Origin of the sequence: Streptomyces sp. NBC_00193, assembly GCF_026342735.1 — a bacterium.
Taxonomy (GTDB): Bacteria; Actinomycetota; Actinomycetes; order Streptomycetales; family Streptomycetaceae; genus Streptomyces; species Streptomyces stoeckheimensis.
In genome coordinates this window covers 1,355,637-1,373,373 of the sequence record NZ_JAPEMM010000002.1, presented here as the reverse complement: position 1 = coordinate 1,373,373, position 17,737 = coordinate 1,355,637, and the positions used below count along the sequence as shown (strand labels likewise).

At 72.0% G+C, this 17,737-nt stretch carries 15 protein-coding genes; 12 read left to right on the top strand and 3 right to left on the bottom strand.

Features of this window, described 5'->3' with window-relative positions:
- Positions 1–192 precede the first annotated feature (192 nt).
- Positions 193–1,908, top strand: a complete 1,716-nt coding sequence (gene metG / locus OG898_RS34365) for a methionine--tRNA ligase (protein WP_250740744.1) — start codon at positions 193–195, stop codon at positions 1,906–1,908.
- Positions 1,909–1,988: 80 nt separating this feature from the next.
- Here metG and OG898_RS34360 read toward each other — a convergent pair whose 3' ends face one another.
- Positions 1,989–3,254: an FAD-binding protein gene (locus tag OG898_RS34360; RefSeq protein ID WP_266962440.1), complete on the bottom strand. Its 1,266-nt coding sequence runs from the start codon at positions 3,252–3,254 to the stop codon at positions 1,989–1,991.
- Positions 3,255–3,496: 242 nt separating this feature from the next.
- Between OG898_RS34360 and ubiG the strand changes: the two genes are divergently transcribed.
- The 9 genes from ubiG (at position 3,497) to OG898_RS34315 (ending at position 12,994) form a co-directional block, all read left to right on the top strand.
- Entirely contained in the window at positions 3,497–4,234 is a 738-nt protein-coding gene (ubiG, locus tag OG898_RS34355; RefSeq protein WP_250740746.1) for a bifunctional 2-polyprenyl-6-hydroxyphenol methylase/3-demethylubiquinol 3-O-methyltransferase UbiG, read from the top strand.
- Positions 4,231–5,124 carry a 1,4-dihydroxy-2-naphthoate polyprenyltransferase gene (locus OG898_RS34350; protein WP_266962437.1) on the top strand — a complete coding sequence of 298 codons (894 nt, stop codon included), beginning with the start codon at positions 4,231–4,233 and terminating at the stop codon, positions 5,122–5,124. Before ubiG ends, OG898_RS34350 begins: the two co-directional genes overlap by 4 nt.
- 17 nt (positions 5,125–5,141) lie before the next feature.
- Entirely contained in the window at positions 5,142–6,626 is a 1,485-nt protein-coding gene (locus tag OG898_RS34345) for an NAD(P)/FAD-dependent oxidoreductase (protein ID WP_266962435.1), read from the top strand.
- 48 nt (positions 6,627–6,674) lie between these two features.
- On the top strand, positions 6,675–7,145 hold the full coding sequence (locus OG898_RS34340; RefSeq protein WP_266962433.1) for a DUF2834 domain-containing protein: 471 nt from the start codon (positions 6,675–6,677) through the stop codon (positions 7,143–7,145).
- An 8-nt stretch (positions 7,146–7,153) separates the two neighbouring features.
- Positions 7,154–7,924 carry a 2,3-dihydro-2,3-dihydroxybenzoate dehydrogenase gene (locus tag OG898_RS34335; RefSeq protein ID WP_266962431.1) on the top strand — a complete coding sequence of 257 codons (771 nt, stop codon included), beginning with the start codon at positions 7,154–7,156 and terminating at the stop codon, positions 7,922–7,924.
- Positions 7,925–8,047: 123 nt separating this feature from the next.
- Entirely contained in the window at positions 8,048–8,713 is a 666-nt protein-coding gene (locus OG898_RS34330; protein WP_266962429.1) for an isochorismatase family protein, read from the top strand.
- Between the two features lie 80 nt (positions 8,714–8,793).
- Complete coding sequence (locus OG898_RS34325) at positions 8,794–10,662, top strand: anthranilate synthase family protein (RefSeq protein ID WP_266962727.1); 1,869 nt, start codon at positions 8,794–8,796, stop codon at positions 10,660–10,662.
- A 35-nt stretch (positions 10,663–10,697) separates the two neighbouring features.
- Positions 10,698–11,903 (top strand): 3-hydroxybenzoate 6-monooxygenase, encoded by a 1,206-nt coding sequence (locus OG898_RS34320; RefSeq protein WP_266962724.1) that lies wholly within the window; start codon positions 10,698–10,700, stop codon positions 11,901–11,903.
- Positions 11,900–12,994 carry a polyprenyl synthetase family protein gene (locus OG898_RS34315; protein ID WP_266962426.1) on the top strand — a complete coding sequence of 365 codons (1,095 nt, stop codon included), beginning with the start codon at positions 11,900–11,902 and terminating at the stop codon, positions 12,992–12,994. Before OG898_RS34320 ends, OG898_RS34315 begins: the two co-directional genes overlap by 4 nt.
- A gap of 16 nt (positions 12,995–13,010) precedes the next feature.
- On the opposite strand, the gene OG898_RS34310 is transcribed toward OG898_RS34315, so the two are convergent.
- Both OG898_RS34310 and OG898_RS34305 read right to left on the bottom strand, forming a co-directional pair.
- Positions 13,011–14,531: a YfcC family protein gene (locus OG898_RS34310; protein ID WP_250740880.1), complete on the bottom strand. Its 1,521-nt coding sequence runs from the start codon at positions 14,529–14,531 to the stop codon at positions 13,011–13,013.
- A gap of 32 nt (positions 14,532–14,563) precedes the next feature.
- Positions 14,564–15,964: a M20/M25/M40 family metallo-hydrolase gene (locus OG898_RS34305; RefSeq protein ID WP_266962424.1), complete on the bottom strand. Its 1,401-nt coding sequence runs from the start codon at positions 15,962–15,964 to the stop codon at positions 14,564–14,566.
- A 361-nt stretch (positions 15,965–16,325) separates the two neighbouring features.
- Between OG898_RS34305 and OG898_RS34300 the strand changes: the two genes are divergently transcribed.
- Together OG898_RS34300 and OG898_RS34295 are read left to right on the top strand one after the other, a co-directional pair.
- A complete protein-coding gene (locus OG898_RS34300) occupies positions 16,326–16,910 on the top strand; it encodes a hypothetical protein (RefSeq protein WP_266962422.1) in 585 nt (194 codons plus the stop codon).
- A gap of 48 nt (positions 16,911–16,958) precedes the next feature.
- Positions 16,959–17,735 carry a DUF4239 domain-containing protein gene (locus tag OG898_RS34295; RefSeq protein WP_250740761.1) on the top strand — a complete coding sequence of 259 codons (777 nt, stop codon included), beginning with the start codon at positions 16,959–16,961 and terminating at the stop codon, positions 17,733–17,735.
- The last annotated feature ends 2 nt before the right edge of the window (positions 17,736–17,737 follow it).

The following is a 17,737-nucleotide window of genomic DNA, read 5'->3' as shown; positions in this document are numbered from 1 at the left end:
CGCTGTACCATGGCCGCAGCGCGAGGGCCGTGACGGAGAGGTCACAGTCCTCGCTTTTGCGTTGCACCCGTCAGTTCTGCGCTGTACCCCCCAGTCCACCCCGAAGAAATGCGGCGCGTGGCGTTTCGGCGGTTCGATACGATGAACCGCACGTCACGTTGTACCGGCATATATGAAATGGAGCATCCGAGGATGGCTCGACACCTGATCACCAGCGCGCTTCCCTACATCAACGGGATCAAGCACCTGGGCAACATGGTCGGGTCGATGCTTCCGGCGGATGTGTACTCCCGGTACCTCCGCCAGCGCGGCCACGACGTCCTCTACATCTGCGCCACCGACGAGCACGGCACCCCCGCCGAGCTCGCCGCGAAGGCGGCCGGTCTCTCGGTCGCCGAGTTCTGCGCGCAGGCCCACGACGCCCAGAAGGCGGTCTACGACGGCTTCGAGCTGTCCTTCGACTACTTCGGCCGCAGCTCCTCGGCGGAGAACCGCGAGATCACCCAGCACTTCGCGCGCCAGCTGGAGAAGAACGGCTTCATCGAGGAGCGCGCGATCCGGCAGGTCTACTCGCCGGTCGACGGCCGCTTCCTGCCGGACCGCTACGTGGAGGGCACCTGCCCGCACTGCGGCTACGACAAGGCCCGCGGCGACCAGTGCGAGAACTGCACCCGCGTCCTGGACCCCACGGACCTGATCGAGCCCCGCTCGGCCATCTCCGGCTCCACCGAGCTGGAGGTCCGCGAGACCAAGCACCTCTTCCTCCTCCAGTCCAAGCTCCAGCACGAGGTCGAGGCCTGGGTCGCGGAGCACGAGGAGGAGTGGCCGCAGCTCGCGTCCTCCATCGCCCGCAAGTGGCTGACCGAGGGCCTGCACGACCGCGCCATCACGCGCGACCTCGACTGGGGCGTCCCGGTCCCGGCCGACACGTGGCCCGAGCTGGCCGCCGACGGCAAGGTGTTCTACGTCTGGTTCGACGCCCCGATCGAGTACATCGCCTCCACCAAGGAGTGGTCGGACGCCGACCCGGCGAACCGCGACTACAAGTCCTGGTGGTACGAGGCCGAGGACGTCCGCTACACGCAGTTCATGGCCAAGGACAACGTCCCGTTCCACACGGTGATGTTCCCCGCCACCGAGCTCGGCACCCGCGAGCCCTGGAAGAAGGTCGACTACGTCAAGGCCTTCAACTGGCTGACGTACTACGGCGGCAAGTTCTCCACCTCGCAGAAGCGCGGCGTCTTCACCGACCAGGCGCTGGAGATCCTCCCGGCCGACTTCTGGCGCTACTTCCTCATCGCCAACGCGCCCGAGTCCGACGACTCCTCCTTCACGTGGGAGCACTTCGCGGCCACGGTGAACAAGGACCTCGGCGGCACCCTCGGCAACTTCGTCAACCGCGTCCTGACCTTCTCCCGCAAGAAGTTCGGCGACGAGGTCCCGGCCGGAAACCCCGCGGGCGAGGCCGAGGCCAAGCTGGGCGCGCAGATCGCCGAACTGCTGGCCGAGTACGAGGGCCACATGGACGCGCTCCAGTACCGCAAGGCCGCGGCCGCGCTGCGCGCCCTGTGGTCCGCCGGAAACGCCTACCTCGACGAGAAGGCCCCCTGGACGGAGGTCAAGACCGACCTGGAGGGCGCCGCGCTCACCCTGCGCACCGCGATGAACCTCATCCACCTCTACGCGGTGGTATCCGAGCCGTTCATCCCGGCCTCCGCGCGCGCCATGCGCTCCGCGTTCGACCTCGCCGACGACACGGCCACCTGGGTCACCCCCGAGCAGGCCGCGTCCCTCGACGCGGTGCCGGCGGGCACCCCGTTCACGGTTCCGCCGGTGCTCTTCCCGAGGGTCACCGAGGACGACCTGGAGTCCTACCGCGAGCGCTTCGGCGGCAACCCCGAGGCCTGAGCCGGACGGGCCCTCAGCGGCCCAGGCATCAACTTACGCAGGGGCGCGGCCCGTTGGGGTCGCGCCCCTGCGCGCGTTCCTCACGGCCGTACGCCGCCGAACGCCCGCGGGTTGAAGCGGGTCAGCGCGTGCTCCGCGCGCAGGGATTCCAGCCGCCGCAGCGCGTCCGCACCGTAGAACCCCTCCAGCAGCTCCGCGTCGAGCTCGTGGGAGCCGTACAGGTACGGGCGCCCCTTGGCCTCCGCGCAGGCCGCCAGCAGCGCGCGCAGCACCCGGCGGGTCTCGGCCACCGCGTGGGAGTCGGACGCCTCGATGGTGGTGAACACGCCGATCCCGTACTGGACCGGTGTGTCGAGCGACGGGGCGAAGACGAAGGGCGTCGCCGCTTCGGGGCGGCCGATGACCAGGAAGTACAGACTGATCAGGTGGTCCGCGAACGGGGACTCGCGGGTCAGTTCCTCCAGGGTCTTCGTGATCCCCTCGAAGCCCGCCTCGTCGAAGACGTAGTCGGCCCAGAGGTTCACGAGGGATGCGTCCTGGAGGACGGGCAGCAGGTGCCGGTCGACCTCCTCGTGCAGCAGCAGGGAGTAGTCGGGGGCGGGCAGCACGGTGCCCGGCTCGCCGGCCTCCACGGCTTCCGCCGCCTCCGCCGCGAGGGCGATCTGCGAATACCAGGCGGCCCGGTCGTACATGCCGAAATAGCCGGACACCGCGGGATCGGCGGCGACGCCCTTCATGAATTCCGCGAGATCGGAGATTCCCGTGTGCGGAATCCTGGATACGGGAGTGACCGCCCGGTACGGCACGGTGCGGAGCACGGCGTTCCTGATGAAACCGACTTGTCCCAGGCCGCCCAGGGCGAATCGGAACAGCTCGGAATTCTCCTCGCGGGAGCACGTGCGTGAGCGTCCCGTTCCGTCGACGAGTTCGATCTCCTCCACCTGGTCGATCTGAAGTCCCGACCGCAGGGAACCGTGTCCGAAACCTCCGATGGACAGCGTCCCGCCCACCGTGAGATTCAGATAGCTGGGCAGGACGGGGTTGGCCCGGCCGTGCCCGTTCAGCCATTTCTCCAGCGCCAGCCAGGTGATTCCGCTCGGGACCTCCACAAGGTGCCCCTCGCCCGTGAAACGGGGCTCCGCGTCCTCGCGGGAATTGTCCAGCACGGTCCCGGTCGCGAGCGTCTGGGTATTGCACGAGCGGCCGGCTCCCCGTACGGCCGTGTCCTTGCCGGATGCGGCCGCCTCGGCCATGAGGTCGCCGATCTCGCCGTCCGCGCCCTCCCGGACCACCCTTCCGGGGGTGAGGGAGAGGGACCGCCCGAAATCGGTGCTGAATGTGCTCATCGTGTGCCACCTTTCCCGGAATTCATTCCGGGTCGCGCCGCATGGTGCCTGCCGAATGGGGCGGCAGGTTGCCGGAGTCGAAGAAGTCAGGGGAGGGTAACCGGCTCCGTCCCCGCTCCGGAAGGCCGCAGGGCGCTCGCGGGCCGTCGGCCCTAGGGATGCTCCATGCGGGCTCTATCAGCCCCTGTCAGGCTTCGGGAAAGGCTGACCGCAGTGCGACTGACGGGCGGAGGTAAACTGCTTTGCTTACACGCAGTGAAGAAAAGGACAGGTCGGAAATCCGGCAGGACTTCATCTCGGATTACGACGGGCTCGCCGACGAGTGGTGGGATCCCAGGGGTGCGCTCGCACCACTGAGCTGGATCGCCCGGGCCCGCGCGCAATTCGTCCCCTCCGCGCGGAACGAGCAGGCCGCCCTGCTCGACATCGCCTGTGGCGGGGGGCTGTTCGGCCCGCACGCGGCGGCCAAGGGCTACCGCGTCGTCGGCGTCGACCTGTCGGAGATGTCGCTCCGCGAGGCACTGCGGCACGGGTTCGACGAGGTCGTCCGGGCCGACGTAGCCACACTCCCCTTCGAGGACGAGTCGTTCGACGTGGTCACCGCCGGGCAGTGCCTGGAGCACGTACCGGATCCCTACGCCGTGGTGGCCGAGGCGTGCCGGGTGCTGCGCCCCGGAGGCACGCTGATCGTCGACACCATCGCCGACACCCGGATCGCCCGACTCGTCTCCATCACCCTCGCCGAGAACCTCCCCCTCCCCGGCCGGCCGCCCCGCGGCACCCACGACCACCGGCTCTTCGTCAACCGGGAGCGACTGACCCGGGCCGCCCGGGAGAACGGAGTCGAGCTCGAACTGCTCGGCCTGCGCCCCCGGATGCGCGAGATGGCCCGCTTCGCGGCCGGCCGGATCGACGAAGTGACCATGGTGCGCACGAAGTCCACGTCCGTCCTCTACCTGGGCGTGGGATCCAAGAAATGACCCTTCAGCAACAACCCGTGCAGCACGGTGCCGTACGGAGCTGGGTGGCCGGCGCACGGCTCAAGACCCTGCCCGTCACCCTCGCCCCGCTCGCGGTGGGCCTCGCCGTCGCCGCCGAGGCCGGGACCGTCGACCGGTGGCACGCCGCCCTGACGGCCGTGCTCGTCCTGGGCTTCGTCCTGGGGACCAACTTCTTCAACGACTACAGCGACGGGATCCGGGGCGTCGACGACCACCGGGCGGGCCCGGCCCGGCTGGTGGGCTCGGGACGGGCCACGCCCCGGCAGGTCTTCCGGCACGGACTGGTGCTGTACGCCGTGGGCGCACTGGCCGGGCTGGTCCTGGCCGTACTGGTCTCGTGGTGGGTGCTGGCGCTGACCGCGTCCCTCGCCCTCGGCGGCTGGTTCTACACCGGCGGGGCCCGGCCCTACGGCTACCGCGGGCTCGGCGAGGTCAGCATCTTCCTCTACCACGGCGTCGTCTTCGTGTGCGCCCCGGCCGCCGTCCAGCTCGGGCACGTGCCCCCGATCGCCCTCGGCGCGTCCGTCCCCCTCGGCTTCCTCGCGGTCGCGCTGCTGACCACGAACAACCTCCGCGACATCCCGACCGACGCGGCCGCGGGGAAGATCACCCTCGCCGTGCGGATGGGCGCCGGACCGACCCGGCGGTTCTACGCCCTCTGCGTCGCCGCGGCCTTCGTGTCCGCGCTGCTCCTCGCCTCCGCCCGCCCCGGCGCCTTCCTCGTCCTCGGCGCGGTCCCGGTCGCCGTCCTCCCGATGCGCCGGGTGCTGGGCGGAGCGGCCGGCCGCGAGCTGATTCCGGCGCTGGAGCACACCTGTCTGCTGCTGCTCGCGTTCGGGTCCCTGCAGGCGATCGGCCTGGCCCTGTGACGTCCATGAGGGGAACGATGCGTCCCGACCACGAAGTCCTCGTCATCGGCGCGGGGTTCTCCGGCATCGGAGCCGCGCTCGGCCTGCGCCGGGCGGGCATCGACGACTTCGTCGTCCTGGAGGAGCGGGACGACGTGGGCGGCAGCTGGTACGCCAACACGTACCCCGGCGTCGCCGTGGACATCTCCGCCTTCTCCTACTCCTTCGCCGCCGAACCCTTCGCGTCCTGGTCCCGGGTCTTCCCCCCGGGGGAGGAACTCAAGGCCTACGCCGACCACTGCATCGACGCGTACGCCCTGCGGCCCCACCTGCGCTTCAACTCCCGGGTCAAGCGCGCCTCCTACAGCGAATCGGCGCACGTGTGGACGGTGGTCCTCGGCGACGGCACCGCACTGACGGCACGCTTCGTCATCTGCGCCACCGGGTGGCTCACCAAGCCCAAGACGCCCGCCATCGCCGGCCTCGACACGTTCAAGGGCGACCTCGTGCACACGGCGCAATGGGACCAGTCCCTGGACCTGGACGGCAAGCGGGTGGGAGTCATCGGCACCGGGGCCTCGGCGGTCCAGATCGTCCCGGAGATCGCCGAGCGGACGGAGCAACTGCACGTCTACCAGCGGACCCCCACCTGGCTGCTCCCGAAGCCGGACTTCGCGGTGCCGGAGTCCGTCCGCCGGCTCTTCCGCAGGGTGCCCGCGACGCAGCGGACGATCCGGCTGCTCACCGACGTCGTGACCGAGCTCAGCTTCGTGATCGCCATGGTCCACTACCGGCGCTTCCCGTTCCTGGCGAAGGCCGGGGAGGCGGCGTCCAAGCTCTACCTGCGGAGTCAGGTCAAGGGCGACCGCACGCTGATGCGCAAGCTGACGCCCTCCTACCGGGTGGGCTGCAAGCGGCCGTCGCTGAGCAAGGGCTACTGGCGCACCTTCACCCGCGACCACGTCGAGCTCGTCACCGAGCCCATCGAGGAGATCACCCCGTCCGGCATCCGCACCGCGGACGGCGAGGAACAGGACCTCGACGTACTGATCCTGGCCACCGGATTCCACGTGCTCGACAACCTGCCCCCGTTCCCGATGCGCGGCCAAGGGGGCCGCGACCTCAAGGAGTTCTGGAAGACCGAGCGCTTCCAGACGTACGAGGGCACGTCGATCAAGGGCTACCCGAACCTGTGGTTCATCGTCGGCCCCTATTCCTTCACCGGCGGCTCCTGGTTCGGAATGATCGACTACCAGGTGACCCACGCCCTGAGGGTGATCGGCGAAGCCCGGCGGCGCCGGGCCACGGAAGCGGTCATCCGCCCGGAGAAGCACGACCGGTCCTTCCGCAGGAACCTGCGCCGCATGCGCAACACCGTCTTCCTCGACCCGAGTTGCCGGGGCACCCACAGCTACTACCTCGACGAGCACGGGGACGCACCGGCCGTCCGACCCGCCTCCACCTACGAAGCGGCCTGGCGGGCCCGCCACTTCGACCTGGACGACTACAGCTACGAACGATGATCCCGCGGCCGCCCGGCCGCAGGAGGAACCCATGCCTGGGAGGCAGATGTGACGCGTTTGAGCGAGGTGCGCGGGAGGGACCGCGCACTGTGCTTCCTGTACGGGGCGTCCGCCCTGATCGGTCTGATCGTCATGGGGTGGATGGCCGTCGCGTTCGTCGTGCAGAACGCCGACGCCGGTGCGCTGGGGGTCGTGGAGAACTTCCTCCGTGACTCGACGACCAACCTCGCGACCCGGTTCGTCTACATGGACCTGGTGCTCACCTGGGCGGCCGTCGGCGCGTACATGATCGTGGAGAGCCGGCGGTTCGGCATCCGGCACGTGTGGGCGTACATCGTCGGGGCACCGGCCATCGCCCTGATCGTGACCTACGGACTCTTCATGCTCGTCCGCCAGTTGAAGATCGCGGCCCTGCGTGAAGCCGAGGGGGCGCAGGCCGGAGGCGAACGGGCCCTCGCAGCAGAAGAGTTCACCGACCGGTCCGCCCCGCGGTCCCTGTCGGCGACGGGCTCGCAATGAGCGACGGGATGGCCCGCAAAGTCGCCCTGGTGACCGGAGCGGCCGGCGGCATCGGTTCGGCCGTGGTCCGGCTGCTCGCCGAGCAGGGCACGGTGGTGGCCGCCGTGGACCTGGACAACGGGCAGCTCTGGGAAACGGTCGAGAAGCTCACCGCCGAAGGCCTGCCGGTACGGGGCCACCCGGCCGACGTGACGTCGAGCGCCGACGTCGAAGCCGTGATCGATGCGGTGGAGGACCAACTGGGGCCCATCGACTACCTGGTGAACGCCGCCGGCGTGCTCCGCCTCGGCGAGGTCACGGACCTCAGCGACCAGGAGTGGTACCTCACCTTCGCGGTCAACGCGAACGGAGTCTTCTTCGTGTCCCGCGCGGTGGTCAGCCGCATGGTGGCGCGCCGCAGGGGTTCGATCGTCACCGTCGCGTCGAACGCCGCGGGCACCGCCCGCTCGCACATGGCCGCCTACGCCGCGTCCAAGGCGGCGGCGATCGCCTTCACCAAGTGCATGGGCCTGGAGGTCGCCCGGTACGGCGTCCGCTGCAACGTGGTCACCCCCGGTTCGACGGACACCCACATGCTGCACGGCATGCACGCCGACGGCAGCGCGGTCACCGCCTCCGTGGCGGGAAACCCGGACGCCTACCGGACCGGCATACCGCTGGGAAAGGTGGCGAGCCCCGAGGACGTCGCCCACGCCATCCGCTTCCTGCTGTCGGACGAGGCCGGGCACATCACCCTGCAGGGCCTGACCGTCGACGGCGGGGCCACCCTCGGGGTGTAGCCGGGCAGCCCCGGCCCCCCGCCGTACACCCGCTCCGCCCCGGGCGCGGCTCGCGTCCACGTCCACGCCCGAGCCCGGGTCCGCTCCGTCCACCGACCGCATCCCGAAAGGACCGACCACCGCATGGCAGGCCTCCCTTCCATCGATCCCTACCCGATTCCCCTGCCCGGTGAGTTCCCTCCCGCGGCGGTCGGCTGGCGGGTGGACCCGCGGCGCGCCGTGCTGCTCGTCCACGACATGCAGGAGTACTTCCTCCGGCCGTTCCCGCGGGGAACCTCCCCCCGGGACCCCCTCGTGAGCAACGCGACCCTGCTGCGCCGGCGCTGCGCCGAACTCGGCGTCCCCGTCGCCTACACGGCCCAGCCCGGCGGGATGACCCCCGCCGAGCGGGGCCTGCTCGCGGACTTCTGGGGCCCCGGGATGCGCACCTCCCCGGAACACCGCCAAGTCGTCGCGGGCCTCGAACCGGCCCCGGACGACTGGGTGTTCACCAAGTGGCGGTACAGCGCCTTCTTCAACTCCGGCCTGCTGGAACGGATGCGGACCGAAGGCCGCGACCAGCTCGTCATCTGCGGGGTCTACGCGCACGTGGGGGTCCTGATGACGGCGGTGGACGCGTTCACCCGCGACATCCAGCCGTTCCTCGTGGGCGACGCCGTCGCCGACTTCTCCGCCCCCTACCACCGGCTCGCGCTGGAGTACGCGGCCGAGCGGTGCGCGGCCGTCCTCACCACGGCCTCCGTGTGCGAGGCACTGGCCGGCGCCGTACCGGCGGGGGACCGGCGGTGAGCGGGCCGGGCAGGCCCGCATCCGGTGCGGATGCCGCCGCGGCCGGGCCGCCCGCCGCCGAGGCCGGGCCGCCCGCCGCCGTGGCCCCGGACCTCCTCGCCCGGGTCCTGGACGGCTCCGTGGGAGCCTTCGCCCTGCTGTACCGCCCGGAATCCACGGCCCCGGGCACCCTGGAAGTGCTGCTGGGCGACACGGCCGCCTGCGCCACCCTGGCGGACCTCCCGCTCACGGACCCCGCGGCACTGTCAGGCGGGGGCGAGGTGCTCGCCCTGGTGCCGTACCGGCAGATCACCGAGCGCGGGTTCGCCGCCCTCGACGACGGCGAGCCGCTCATCGCGCTGACCGTCGCCGAACGGCAGGACCTCCCGCTCGCCGCGGCCCTGCGCCGACTGCCCGACGACCCGGTCAAGGTCGAGTCCGAGGAGTTCGACCTCTCGGACGAGGCGTACGCGGACATCGTGCGCCGGGTGGTCGCCGACGAGATCGGCACCGGCGAAGGCGCGAACTTCGTGATCAAGCGGACGTTCACGGCCTGGCTGCCGGACTGCTCGGTCGTCGGCGCCCTGTCCTTCTTCCGCCGCCTCCTCGAACGGGAGGCCGGGGCCTACTGGACCTTCCTCGTGCACACCGGCGACCGGATGCTCATCGGCGCCACCCCCGAGCGCCACATCAGCGTCCGGGGCGGCACCGCGGTGATGAACCCCATCAGCGGCACCTACTGCTACCCCCCGGGCGGCCCCACGCTCGACGGCGTCCTGTCCTTCCTGACGGACCGGAAGGAAGCCGACGAGCTGTACATGGTCGTCGACGAGGAGCTGAAGATGATGTCCCGGCTCTGCCGGTCCGGCGGGCGGCTCATCGGCCCCTACCTCAAGGAGATGACCCGGCTCGCGCACACCGAGTACCTCATCGAGGGCAGCACCGACCTGGACGTGCGCGACATCCTCCGGGAGACCCTGTTCGCCCCGACGGTGACCGGCGCACCGCTGGAGAACGCCGCCCGGGTGATCAGCCGCCACGAGACCACCGGACGCGGCTACTACAGCGGCGTCGCCGCGCTCATCGGCAGGGACCCCTCGGGCGCCCGGAGCCTCGACTCCGCCATCCTCATCCGGACGGCCGACATCGCCGCGGACGGCCGGCTGCGCATCGGCGTCGGCGCCACGCTGGTGCGCCACTCCGATCCCGAAGCCGAGGCGCGCGAGACCCGGGCCAAGGCCGCCGGGCTGCTCGCGGCCCTGGCCGGCCCCGCCCCCAGCCGCTTCGCCGCCCATCCCGAGGTGCGCGCCGCGCTCGCCCTGCGCAACGAGACCGTCGCCGGGTTCTGGCTGGACGACCCGGGCGGCAGGAACGGGGCCACCGACGAACTGGCGGGGCGCCGCGTCCTGGTGGTGGACGCCGAGGACACCTTCACGGCGATGCTCGCCCAGCTGATCCGCTCCCTCGGCGCGGAGGTCACCGTACGGCGGTTCGACGAGCCGTACGACACCGCGGCGCACGACCTGGTGGTCCTGGGCCCCGGTCCGGGCGACCCGGGCGACCTCGCGCATCCGAAGATCGCCCACCTCAGGGCCGAGGTCTCCCGGCTGCTCGTACGGGAGCAGCCCTTCCTCGGGGTGTGCCTGAGCCACCAGGTGCTGAGCGGGTTCCTCGGTCTCGGCCTGGTCCGCCGCGCGGCCCCGAACCAGGGGGTGCAGCGCGAGATCGACCTGCTGGGAGGGCGCGAACGGGTGGGCTTCTACAACACGTTCGCCGCCCGGGCCGAGGCCGACGTCCTCGATCATCCCGACCACGGCCGGGTGGCGGTGAGCCGGGACCGCGACACCGGGGAGGTGCACGCCCTGGAGGGCCGGCACTTCGCCTCCGTACAGTTCCACGCGGAGTCCGTCCTGACCCAGGAAGGCAGGCGGATCCTCGGTTCGCTGCTCACCGGGGTGCTGCGGCCGTGAACGCGAACGCGAACGCGAACGCGAACGTGAGGACGATCACGAGCGGGCCCGCGACGCACGCACTCGTCGCCGGCGGGGGCATAGGCGGTCTCGCCGCAGCCCTCTCCCTCGCACGGCGGGGACACCGCGTCACGGTCCTGGAGCGCGCGGAGGCCTTCACCGAGATCGGCGCGGGCATCCAGCTCGCCCCCAACGCCTTCCACGCCCTGGACCGGCTGGGCGTGGGCCCGGCGGTGCGCGAGCGGGCGGTGTTCACCGCCGAACTCCGCTTCATGGACGGAGTCACCGGCGAGACCGTCGCCACCCTGCCCCTCACCGAGCGCTACCGCCGCAGGTTCGCCGGCCCCTACGCGGTCGTGCACCGGGCCGACCTCTACCAGCCGCTGCTCTCGGCGTGCCGCGCGGCCGACGGCATCGAGCTGGTGACCGGCGCCGCCGTCCGCGCGTACGCCCAGCAGCCGTCCGCAGTCACCGTGTCCACGGCCGACGGCCGGAGCTTCACCGGCGATCTGCTGGTCGGGGCCGACGGCATCCGGTCGGCCGTCCGCGCCCAGCTCGTCGGCGACGGAGCCCCCCGGGTCTGCGGGCACACCATCTACCGCTCGGTGATACCGATCGGGAAGGTTCCCGAGGAGCTGCGGTGGAACGCGGTGACGCTGTGGGCCGGCCCCCGATGGCACTTCGTCCACTACGTCATCGGGGGCGGGAAGTACCTCAACCTCGCCGCGACCCTGGACGACGGCGCCCGCGAGCCCGTGGCGGGACGGCCCGCCCCGCGGGACCTCGTCCACGAGCGCTTCCGGGAACTGCGCGGCCCGGCCCGCCGGCTCCTCCACCTGGGCGAGGAATGGCGCGAGTGGGTGCTGTGCGACCGCGACCCCGTGGACGTGTGGACCGACGGGCGGGTGACCCTGCTGGGCGACGCGGCCCACCCGATGCTCCAGTACGCCGCCCAGGGGGCGTGCCAGAGCCTGGAGGACGCCGTGGTGCTGGGGGAGCTCCTCGGCGACGCCACCGCCGACGACGTGCCCGCGCGCCTGGAGAAGTACAACGCCGAACGGCGCGAACGCACCGCACGTACCCAGCTCCTGGCCAGGGAGATGGGAGAACGGCTCTACCACCCCGCCGGCGAGGCCGCCCGCGCGCGCAACGCGATGCTGCGGTCACTGGGCGAGGACGACCTGTACGAGCACATGGCCTGGCTGCACGGCGCCCGGCCCTTCTGCGAGGAGACAGCATGAACCGTCTGGACGTGAAGCCGAGGATCCGCGGCGCCGTTGACGTACGCGGCCTGCTGGAGCGGGGGCGCACCCTGTCCGCGCCCGTGCTGCGCAAGGCCGTCGAACGGCTGGCGGCGCCCATGGACACCATCGCCGCCTACCACTTCGGCTGGATCGACGCCGCGGGCAACCCGTCGGACGCAGACGGCGGCAAAGCCCTCCGGTCCGCCCTCGCCCTGATCTCCGCCGAAGCCGCCGGCGCCCCGCCCGAAGCGGGGGTGACCGGGGCGGTAGCGGTCGAGCTCGTGCACAACTTCTCGCTGCTGCACGACGACTTCATGGACGGCGACGAACAGCGCCGCCACCGCGACACGGTCTGGAAGGTGCACGGCCCGGCCCAGGCGATCCTGGTCGGGGACGCGCTGCTGGCGCTGGCCGGTGAGGTGCTGCTGGACCTGGGCACCGTCGACGCGACCCGCGCCACCCGCCGGCTGAACACCGCGACCCGCAAGCTGATCGACGGGCAGGCCCAGGACATGTCCTTCGAGCAGCGCGACCGGGCGTCCGTCGCCGAATGCCTGGAGATGGAGGGCAACAAGACGGGCGCGCTGCTGGCCTGCGCCATCTCCATAGGCGCCGTGCTCAACGGCGCCGACGACGCGACCGCCGACGCCCTGGAGCGCTACGGGTACCACCTCGGCCTCGCCTTCCAGGCCGTCGACGACCTGCTCGGCATCTGGGGCACCCCGGAGCAGACCGGAAAGCAGGCGTGGAGCGACCTCAAGCAGCGCAAGAAGTCGCTGCCGGTGTGCGCGGCGCTCGAAGCCGGCGGACCGGCCGCGGAGCGCCTCGCCGCACTGCTCGCCGCCGACGCCGCCGATGCCGCGTACGCCGGGGCCACCGGAGGCGCGCCGGACGAGGTCTTCGACGAGGTGGAGTTCGCGCTCCGGGCCGCCCTGATCGAGGAGGCCGGGGGCCGCGCGTGGACCGCCGCCGAGGCGAGGCGGCAGTACGACACCGCCCTCGGCGCCCTCGACGAGATCTACCTGCCCGAAGAGGTCCGCGAACAGCTCACCGCCCTGGCCGACTTCGTCGTCGTCCGGCGGCGCTGAGCCGGCACCGGCGCCGTCACATCGTGGCACCCAGGGCCAGGAACCCGCAGATCAGCACGAAGAGGATGCCGAGCAACGGCCAGACGAAGCGCAGGTACTTGTCGTAGCCGACCTTGGCCAGTGCGACACCGCCGATGGTGACGGCGGTGGTGGGAACCCAGAGGTTCATCCAGCCGCTCGCCGACTGCCAGGCCGTCACCATCAGCGCGCGGGAGACGCCCGCGAAGTCGGCGAGCGGGGCCAGGATCGGCATGGTGAGCGTGGCGTGCCCGGAGGTGGAGGGGATCAGGAAGGCGAGCGGGAGGTTCACGAGGAAGACGATGATCGCGAAGATCCCGGACGAAGTCCCCTTCACCACGCCCTCGATGGAGTGCAGCACGGTGTCGGTGATCTGCGAGTTGTTCATGATGACCGTGACCCCGCGCGCCAGCATGATGACCAGGGCGGGCGAGATGAAGTCGGCGGCGCCCTGGATGATCGTGGAGCTGAGCTTGGCCTCGCCCATCCGGGCGACCAGGCCGATCAGCACGGCCGCACAGATGAACAGCGCCGCCAACTGGGCGAAGGACCAGTCCAGTTCCCAGGCGTACGGGGCCGCGTCCGCCTTCCCGGTGAGCGCGCTCGACCAGGGCACCACCGAGAAGATCATGAAGGCGAAGACGAGGACCAGCAGGACCAGGACGACCTTGTGCAGCCCGGTCAGCTCCGGCTCCACCTCCTCGGCGCCGGTGGCCTTCTGCTCCCGGTCCCCGGGCAGGAACCCGCAGATCGACTTGGAGGGGTCCTTCTGGACCCGCCGCGCGTACCGGATCACGTAGAGCACGGTCACGGTGGTCAGCACGATCCACATGAGGAAGCGCAGCCCGATCCCGTCGCCCAGCGAGATGTCGGCCGCCGAGGAGGCGACGCCGGTCGCGAACGGGTTCACCGTCGAGCAGAGCACGCCGACGCCCGCGCCGAGGATGCTCGCGCCGACCGCGACCAGCCGGTCGTAGCCGAGGGCCAGCATCATCGGCACCAGCAGACCGTAGAAACCGAGGGTCTCCTCGGCGAAGCCCTCCACGGTGCCCAGGATCGAGAAGACCACCATCACGGCGGCGATGAGCAGCGCCCCGCGGTCGCGCAGCCGGTGGGCGAGGCGGGCGATGCCGCGGTCGAGGGCCCCGGTGGCGAACACGACGGTGATGAAGGCGCCGATCGCGAGCACGAAGAGGAACACGCCCGCGCTGCCGTACAGATCACCGCTGAAGGTGGGCCCGACCTCGCCGGTCTTGGGGTCCTGGAGGCCGTAGAGCCCGTTGACGGGGGAGAGGAACAGGTCGTTCAGGCGATCGGTGAAGCTCTGGGTGCCGTCGACCCGGTGGTAGGTGCCGGCGACGGGCGCGCCGCTGTCGTTGCGGTCGTACTGGCCGGCCGGGACGAGGAAGGCCAGCAGCCAGATCGCGACGGTGACGATGGCCAGGATGGTCAGCGCGCTGGGGAAGGAGAACTTCCGTGCGGGCGGCGGCTCCTCCGGCGGAGTCTGCACGGTCGGGATCTGGGGCGGGGCCGGGGGCGGGGGCGTCGTGGTCACTGCGCGCCTCCCGGGGACGGCGGGGCCTGTGGAGCGCGGAAGTCCGCCGCGTACTCCCGGACGAAGGCGGCCATCGCCACCACCGTGTTGCGGACCTCCGACAGCAGCACCCGCTCGTTCGGCGCGTGCAGATTGCACATGCTGTCCTGCGCGCCGAACAGCAGCACCTCCGCGCCCGGAGCCGCCCTCGCGAGGCCGTTCACCAGCGGGATGGAGCCGCCCGTGGCCACGTACGAGGCCTCCGTGCCCCAGGCCTCCTTCAGCGCGGTCAGTGCCGCCCGGTACGCCGGCCCGCCCGTCCGCGCCTCGAAGCCGGGGCCGGTGTCGCCCGGGGTGACGGTGAGCGGGATGCCGAAGGGGCGCTGCGCGCGCAGGTGCTTCACGAGCGCGGTCCGGGCCTCCTTCGCGTCCTGGAGCGGATGGAAGCGCAGGTTCAGCTTGGCCCGCGCGTACGGGACCACGGCGGAGGCGGCACCCGCCACGTCCGGGGCGTCCAGCCCGATGACGGTGACGGCGGGCCCGCTCCACAGCCGCTCGCCGAGCGAGCCGGTGCCGATCAGCGGCAGTCCGTCCCGGACGGAGGCCAGCCGGCGGAACTCCTCCTCGGTGTAGGTCGTTCCCTCCCAGGGATCGCGGCGCAGCCCGGGCACCGCCACGTCTCCGTGCTCGTCGTGCAGGGTGGCCAGCGCCCGGAGCAGGACCAGCAGGGCGTCGGGAGCGGCTCCGCCGAACTCCCCGCTGTGCCGCGCCTCCTTGAGGGTGCGCACCTCCACCATGACCTCGCAGGCCCCGCGCAGACCGGTGGTCAGGGTCGGGGTGCCGGGTCGCAGGTTGCCGAGGTCGGCGATGACCATCGCGTCGCAGGCGAACCGCTCCGGATCGGTGGGCGGATAGTCGTCGAAGGGGCTGCCGTACTCCTCCTGCCCCTCGATCACGATCTTGATCCCGACGGGCGGCCGGCCGCCGTAGACCCGGAGCATGCCCAGGTGCGCGATCACGTTCGACTTGTCGTCGGCGATGCCGCGCGCCCGCAGGGCGCCGGGGACGCCGGGGACGGGCGTGGGTTCGAAGGGCGGGGAGAGCCAGAGGGTCGGATTGCCGGCGGGCTGGACGTCGTAGTGCCCGTACAGCAGGACGGTCGGGGCGTCCGGATGCGGGGGCGGGATCTCGCCATAGATGACCGGGGCGGTGTCGGGGAGGTCGATCCGCTCGATGGTGGGGACGCCCGCCTCGCGCAGCAGGGAGACGAGCAGGTCGTGCGCCTCCTCGACGGGCTCCGGCGGGTAGCCGGGGAAGGCGACCGAGGGGATCGACGCGAGCCGTTCCAAGTCGGCCTGCAGGCCGTCCATCAGGGCGTCGACCTGTGCTTCGAGGGTCTGCGAGCCGTCCGCGTCCACCTGCCACCGTCCCTGTGCTCCCCGGGGCCACCCCGCTGAGCTGCGGGATCGGGTTCTCCGATCATCGGCGGGGGGAGCGGGCCGCGCCGTGACGGAGTGGGCCGGACGGGTGAAGCCCGGCCGCGGGTGCGGGGGCGCGCGAGGGCGCGCCGGAGTGGTGAGCGGGGGCACGCCCGCCGGTGCGGGACCGGTGCGCGACCGGTGCGGGACCGGGACGGGGAGGGGGCCGGCCGGGCCCGCTGTGGCCCGAAGTGGGCTGCCGTGCGCCGATCTTGACCTGTCTGCCGCGTATCGAAGCACCGCCGTGATCGTTTCTTCAGGCGTAGTCCTCATCCCTGCTGCGGAATCGGGAGAACGAGCGGTGACCGCTTGGCAGTACTTCGCCGGGGCCGGCCTGGTGGCGGCGCTCTGCCCGCTGCACGGTCACGTGGCGGTCGCCGGAGACGGCCACGGGCGCGGAGCCCGGGTCGACCTGTGTGTTCCCGCCGGGTCGCGGCCGAGGCCGTCCGTGCCGCCGCTGCTCCTGCCGCCGTCGGCCCCGGCTCCGGCCGTCCGGCCGACCGCCCGCGTGCTGCTGCCCGGCCCGGCCGCGCCGACGGTGCGCCACCCGGGGCTGGGGCCGCTGGCCCCCGCGCCGGCCGGCGTGGCGGCGGAGCCGGGGCCGGGGCCGACGGCGCAGGCAAGGCCTTCGGCGGCGCAGCCGCGGGCGGCCGCGGTGGAGGAGGCCGGGGTCGCGCAGGCCGCTCCGGGCGGAGCGGTGGCCCCGCACCGGGTCGCAGCGGGGGCCGGGGCGGCGGGGCGCTTCCACGTGCGCCCGTACCACTCCGCGGCCCTGGCGCGGCGCGGCCCGGACGGCATGTCCACCCTGATGCTCATGGTCGTCGTCACGACCCCGGCGGTGCTCGCCGCCGTCGCGCTGCGGCCCCGTTCCAGGAGCCGGGGCTAGCCCGGCCCCCACGTTCAGTCCGCTCATCTCGACCTACGGAGAACCCTCGTGTCCGAATGGCTGGTCCTGGCCATCGCCATGGCGCTCGTCTGCGCCCTCGTCCTCGCGTTCACCGCGATCCGGCACCGCCGGGTCGCCGACGACGAGGACACCAGCGAAACCCCCGACGTCCTCGAGTACATGGTGATGATGGTCGGCGTGGTCTACGCGATCGTGCTCGGCCTGGCCATCGCGGGCGTCTGGGAGGCGCGCGGCGCCGCCGAGGACAGCGTGCGCCGCGAGGCCCAGTCCCTGTACGAGGTCACCCAGCGGGCCGACGTCTACCCGGCCGCCGTGCGCGACCGGATCCGCGGCGAGGTCAACGCGTACGTGTCCCACACCGTCAGCGTGGACTGGCCCCGGCTGACCTCCGGGGCCCCGGTGTCCGCGGAGGGCGGCGAACTGCTCGGCAAGCTGCGCAGCGACGTCACCCACCAGAGCCCGGGCAACGAGCTGCAGGCGCAGGCCTACCAGCCGCTGCTGGACCACATCGCGGCCGCCGACGACGCCCGCCACGAGCGGACGCAGAGCGACGAGTCCACCCTGCCGGGGGTGGTCTGGCTGGGGCTGGTCGCGGGCGGGCTGGTCACCGTCGGGCTGATCTTCACCCTGCAGATCCGGCGTTCGGGGCGGGAACTGCTGCTGGCGGGGCTGTTCAGCGCGCTGATCGTGTTCCTGCTGTTCATGGTGTGGAGCTTCGACGCGCCCTTCGGCCGGGACGGGATCGACTCGGCGGCCCCGTTCCAGGACCTGTTCCCGTCGCTGACCCTGGCCTCGGGGAGCTGAGC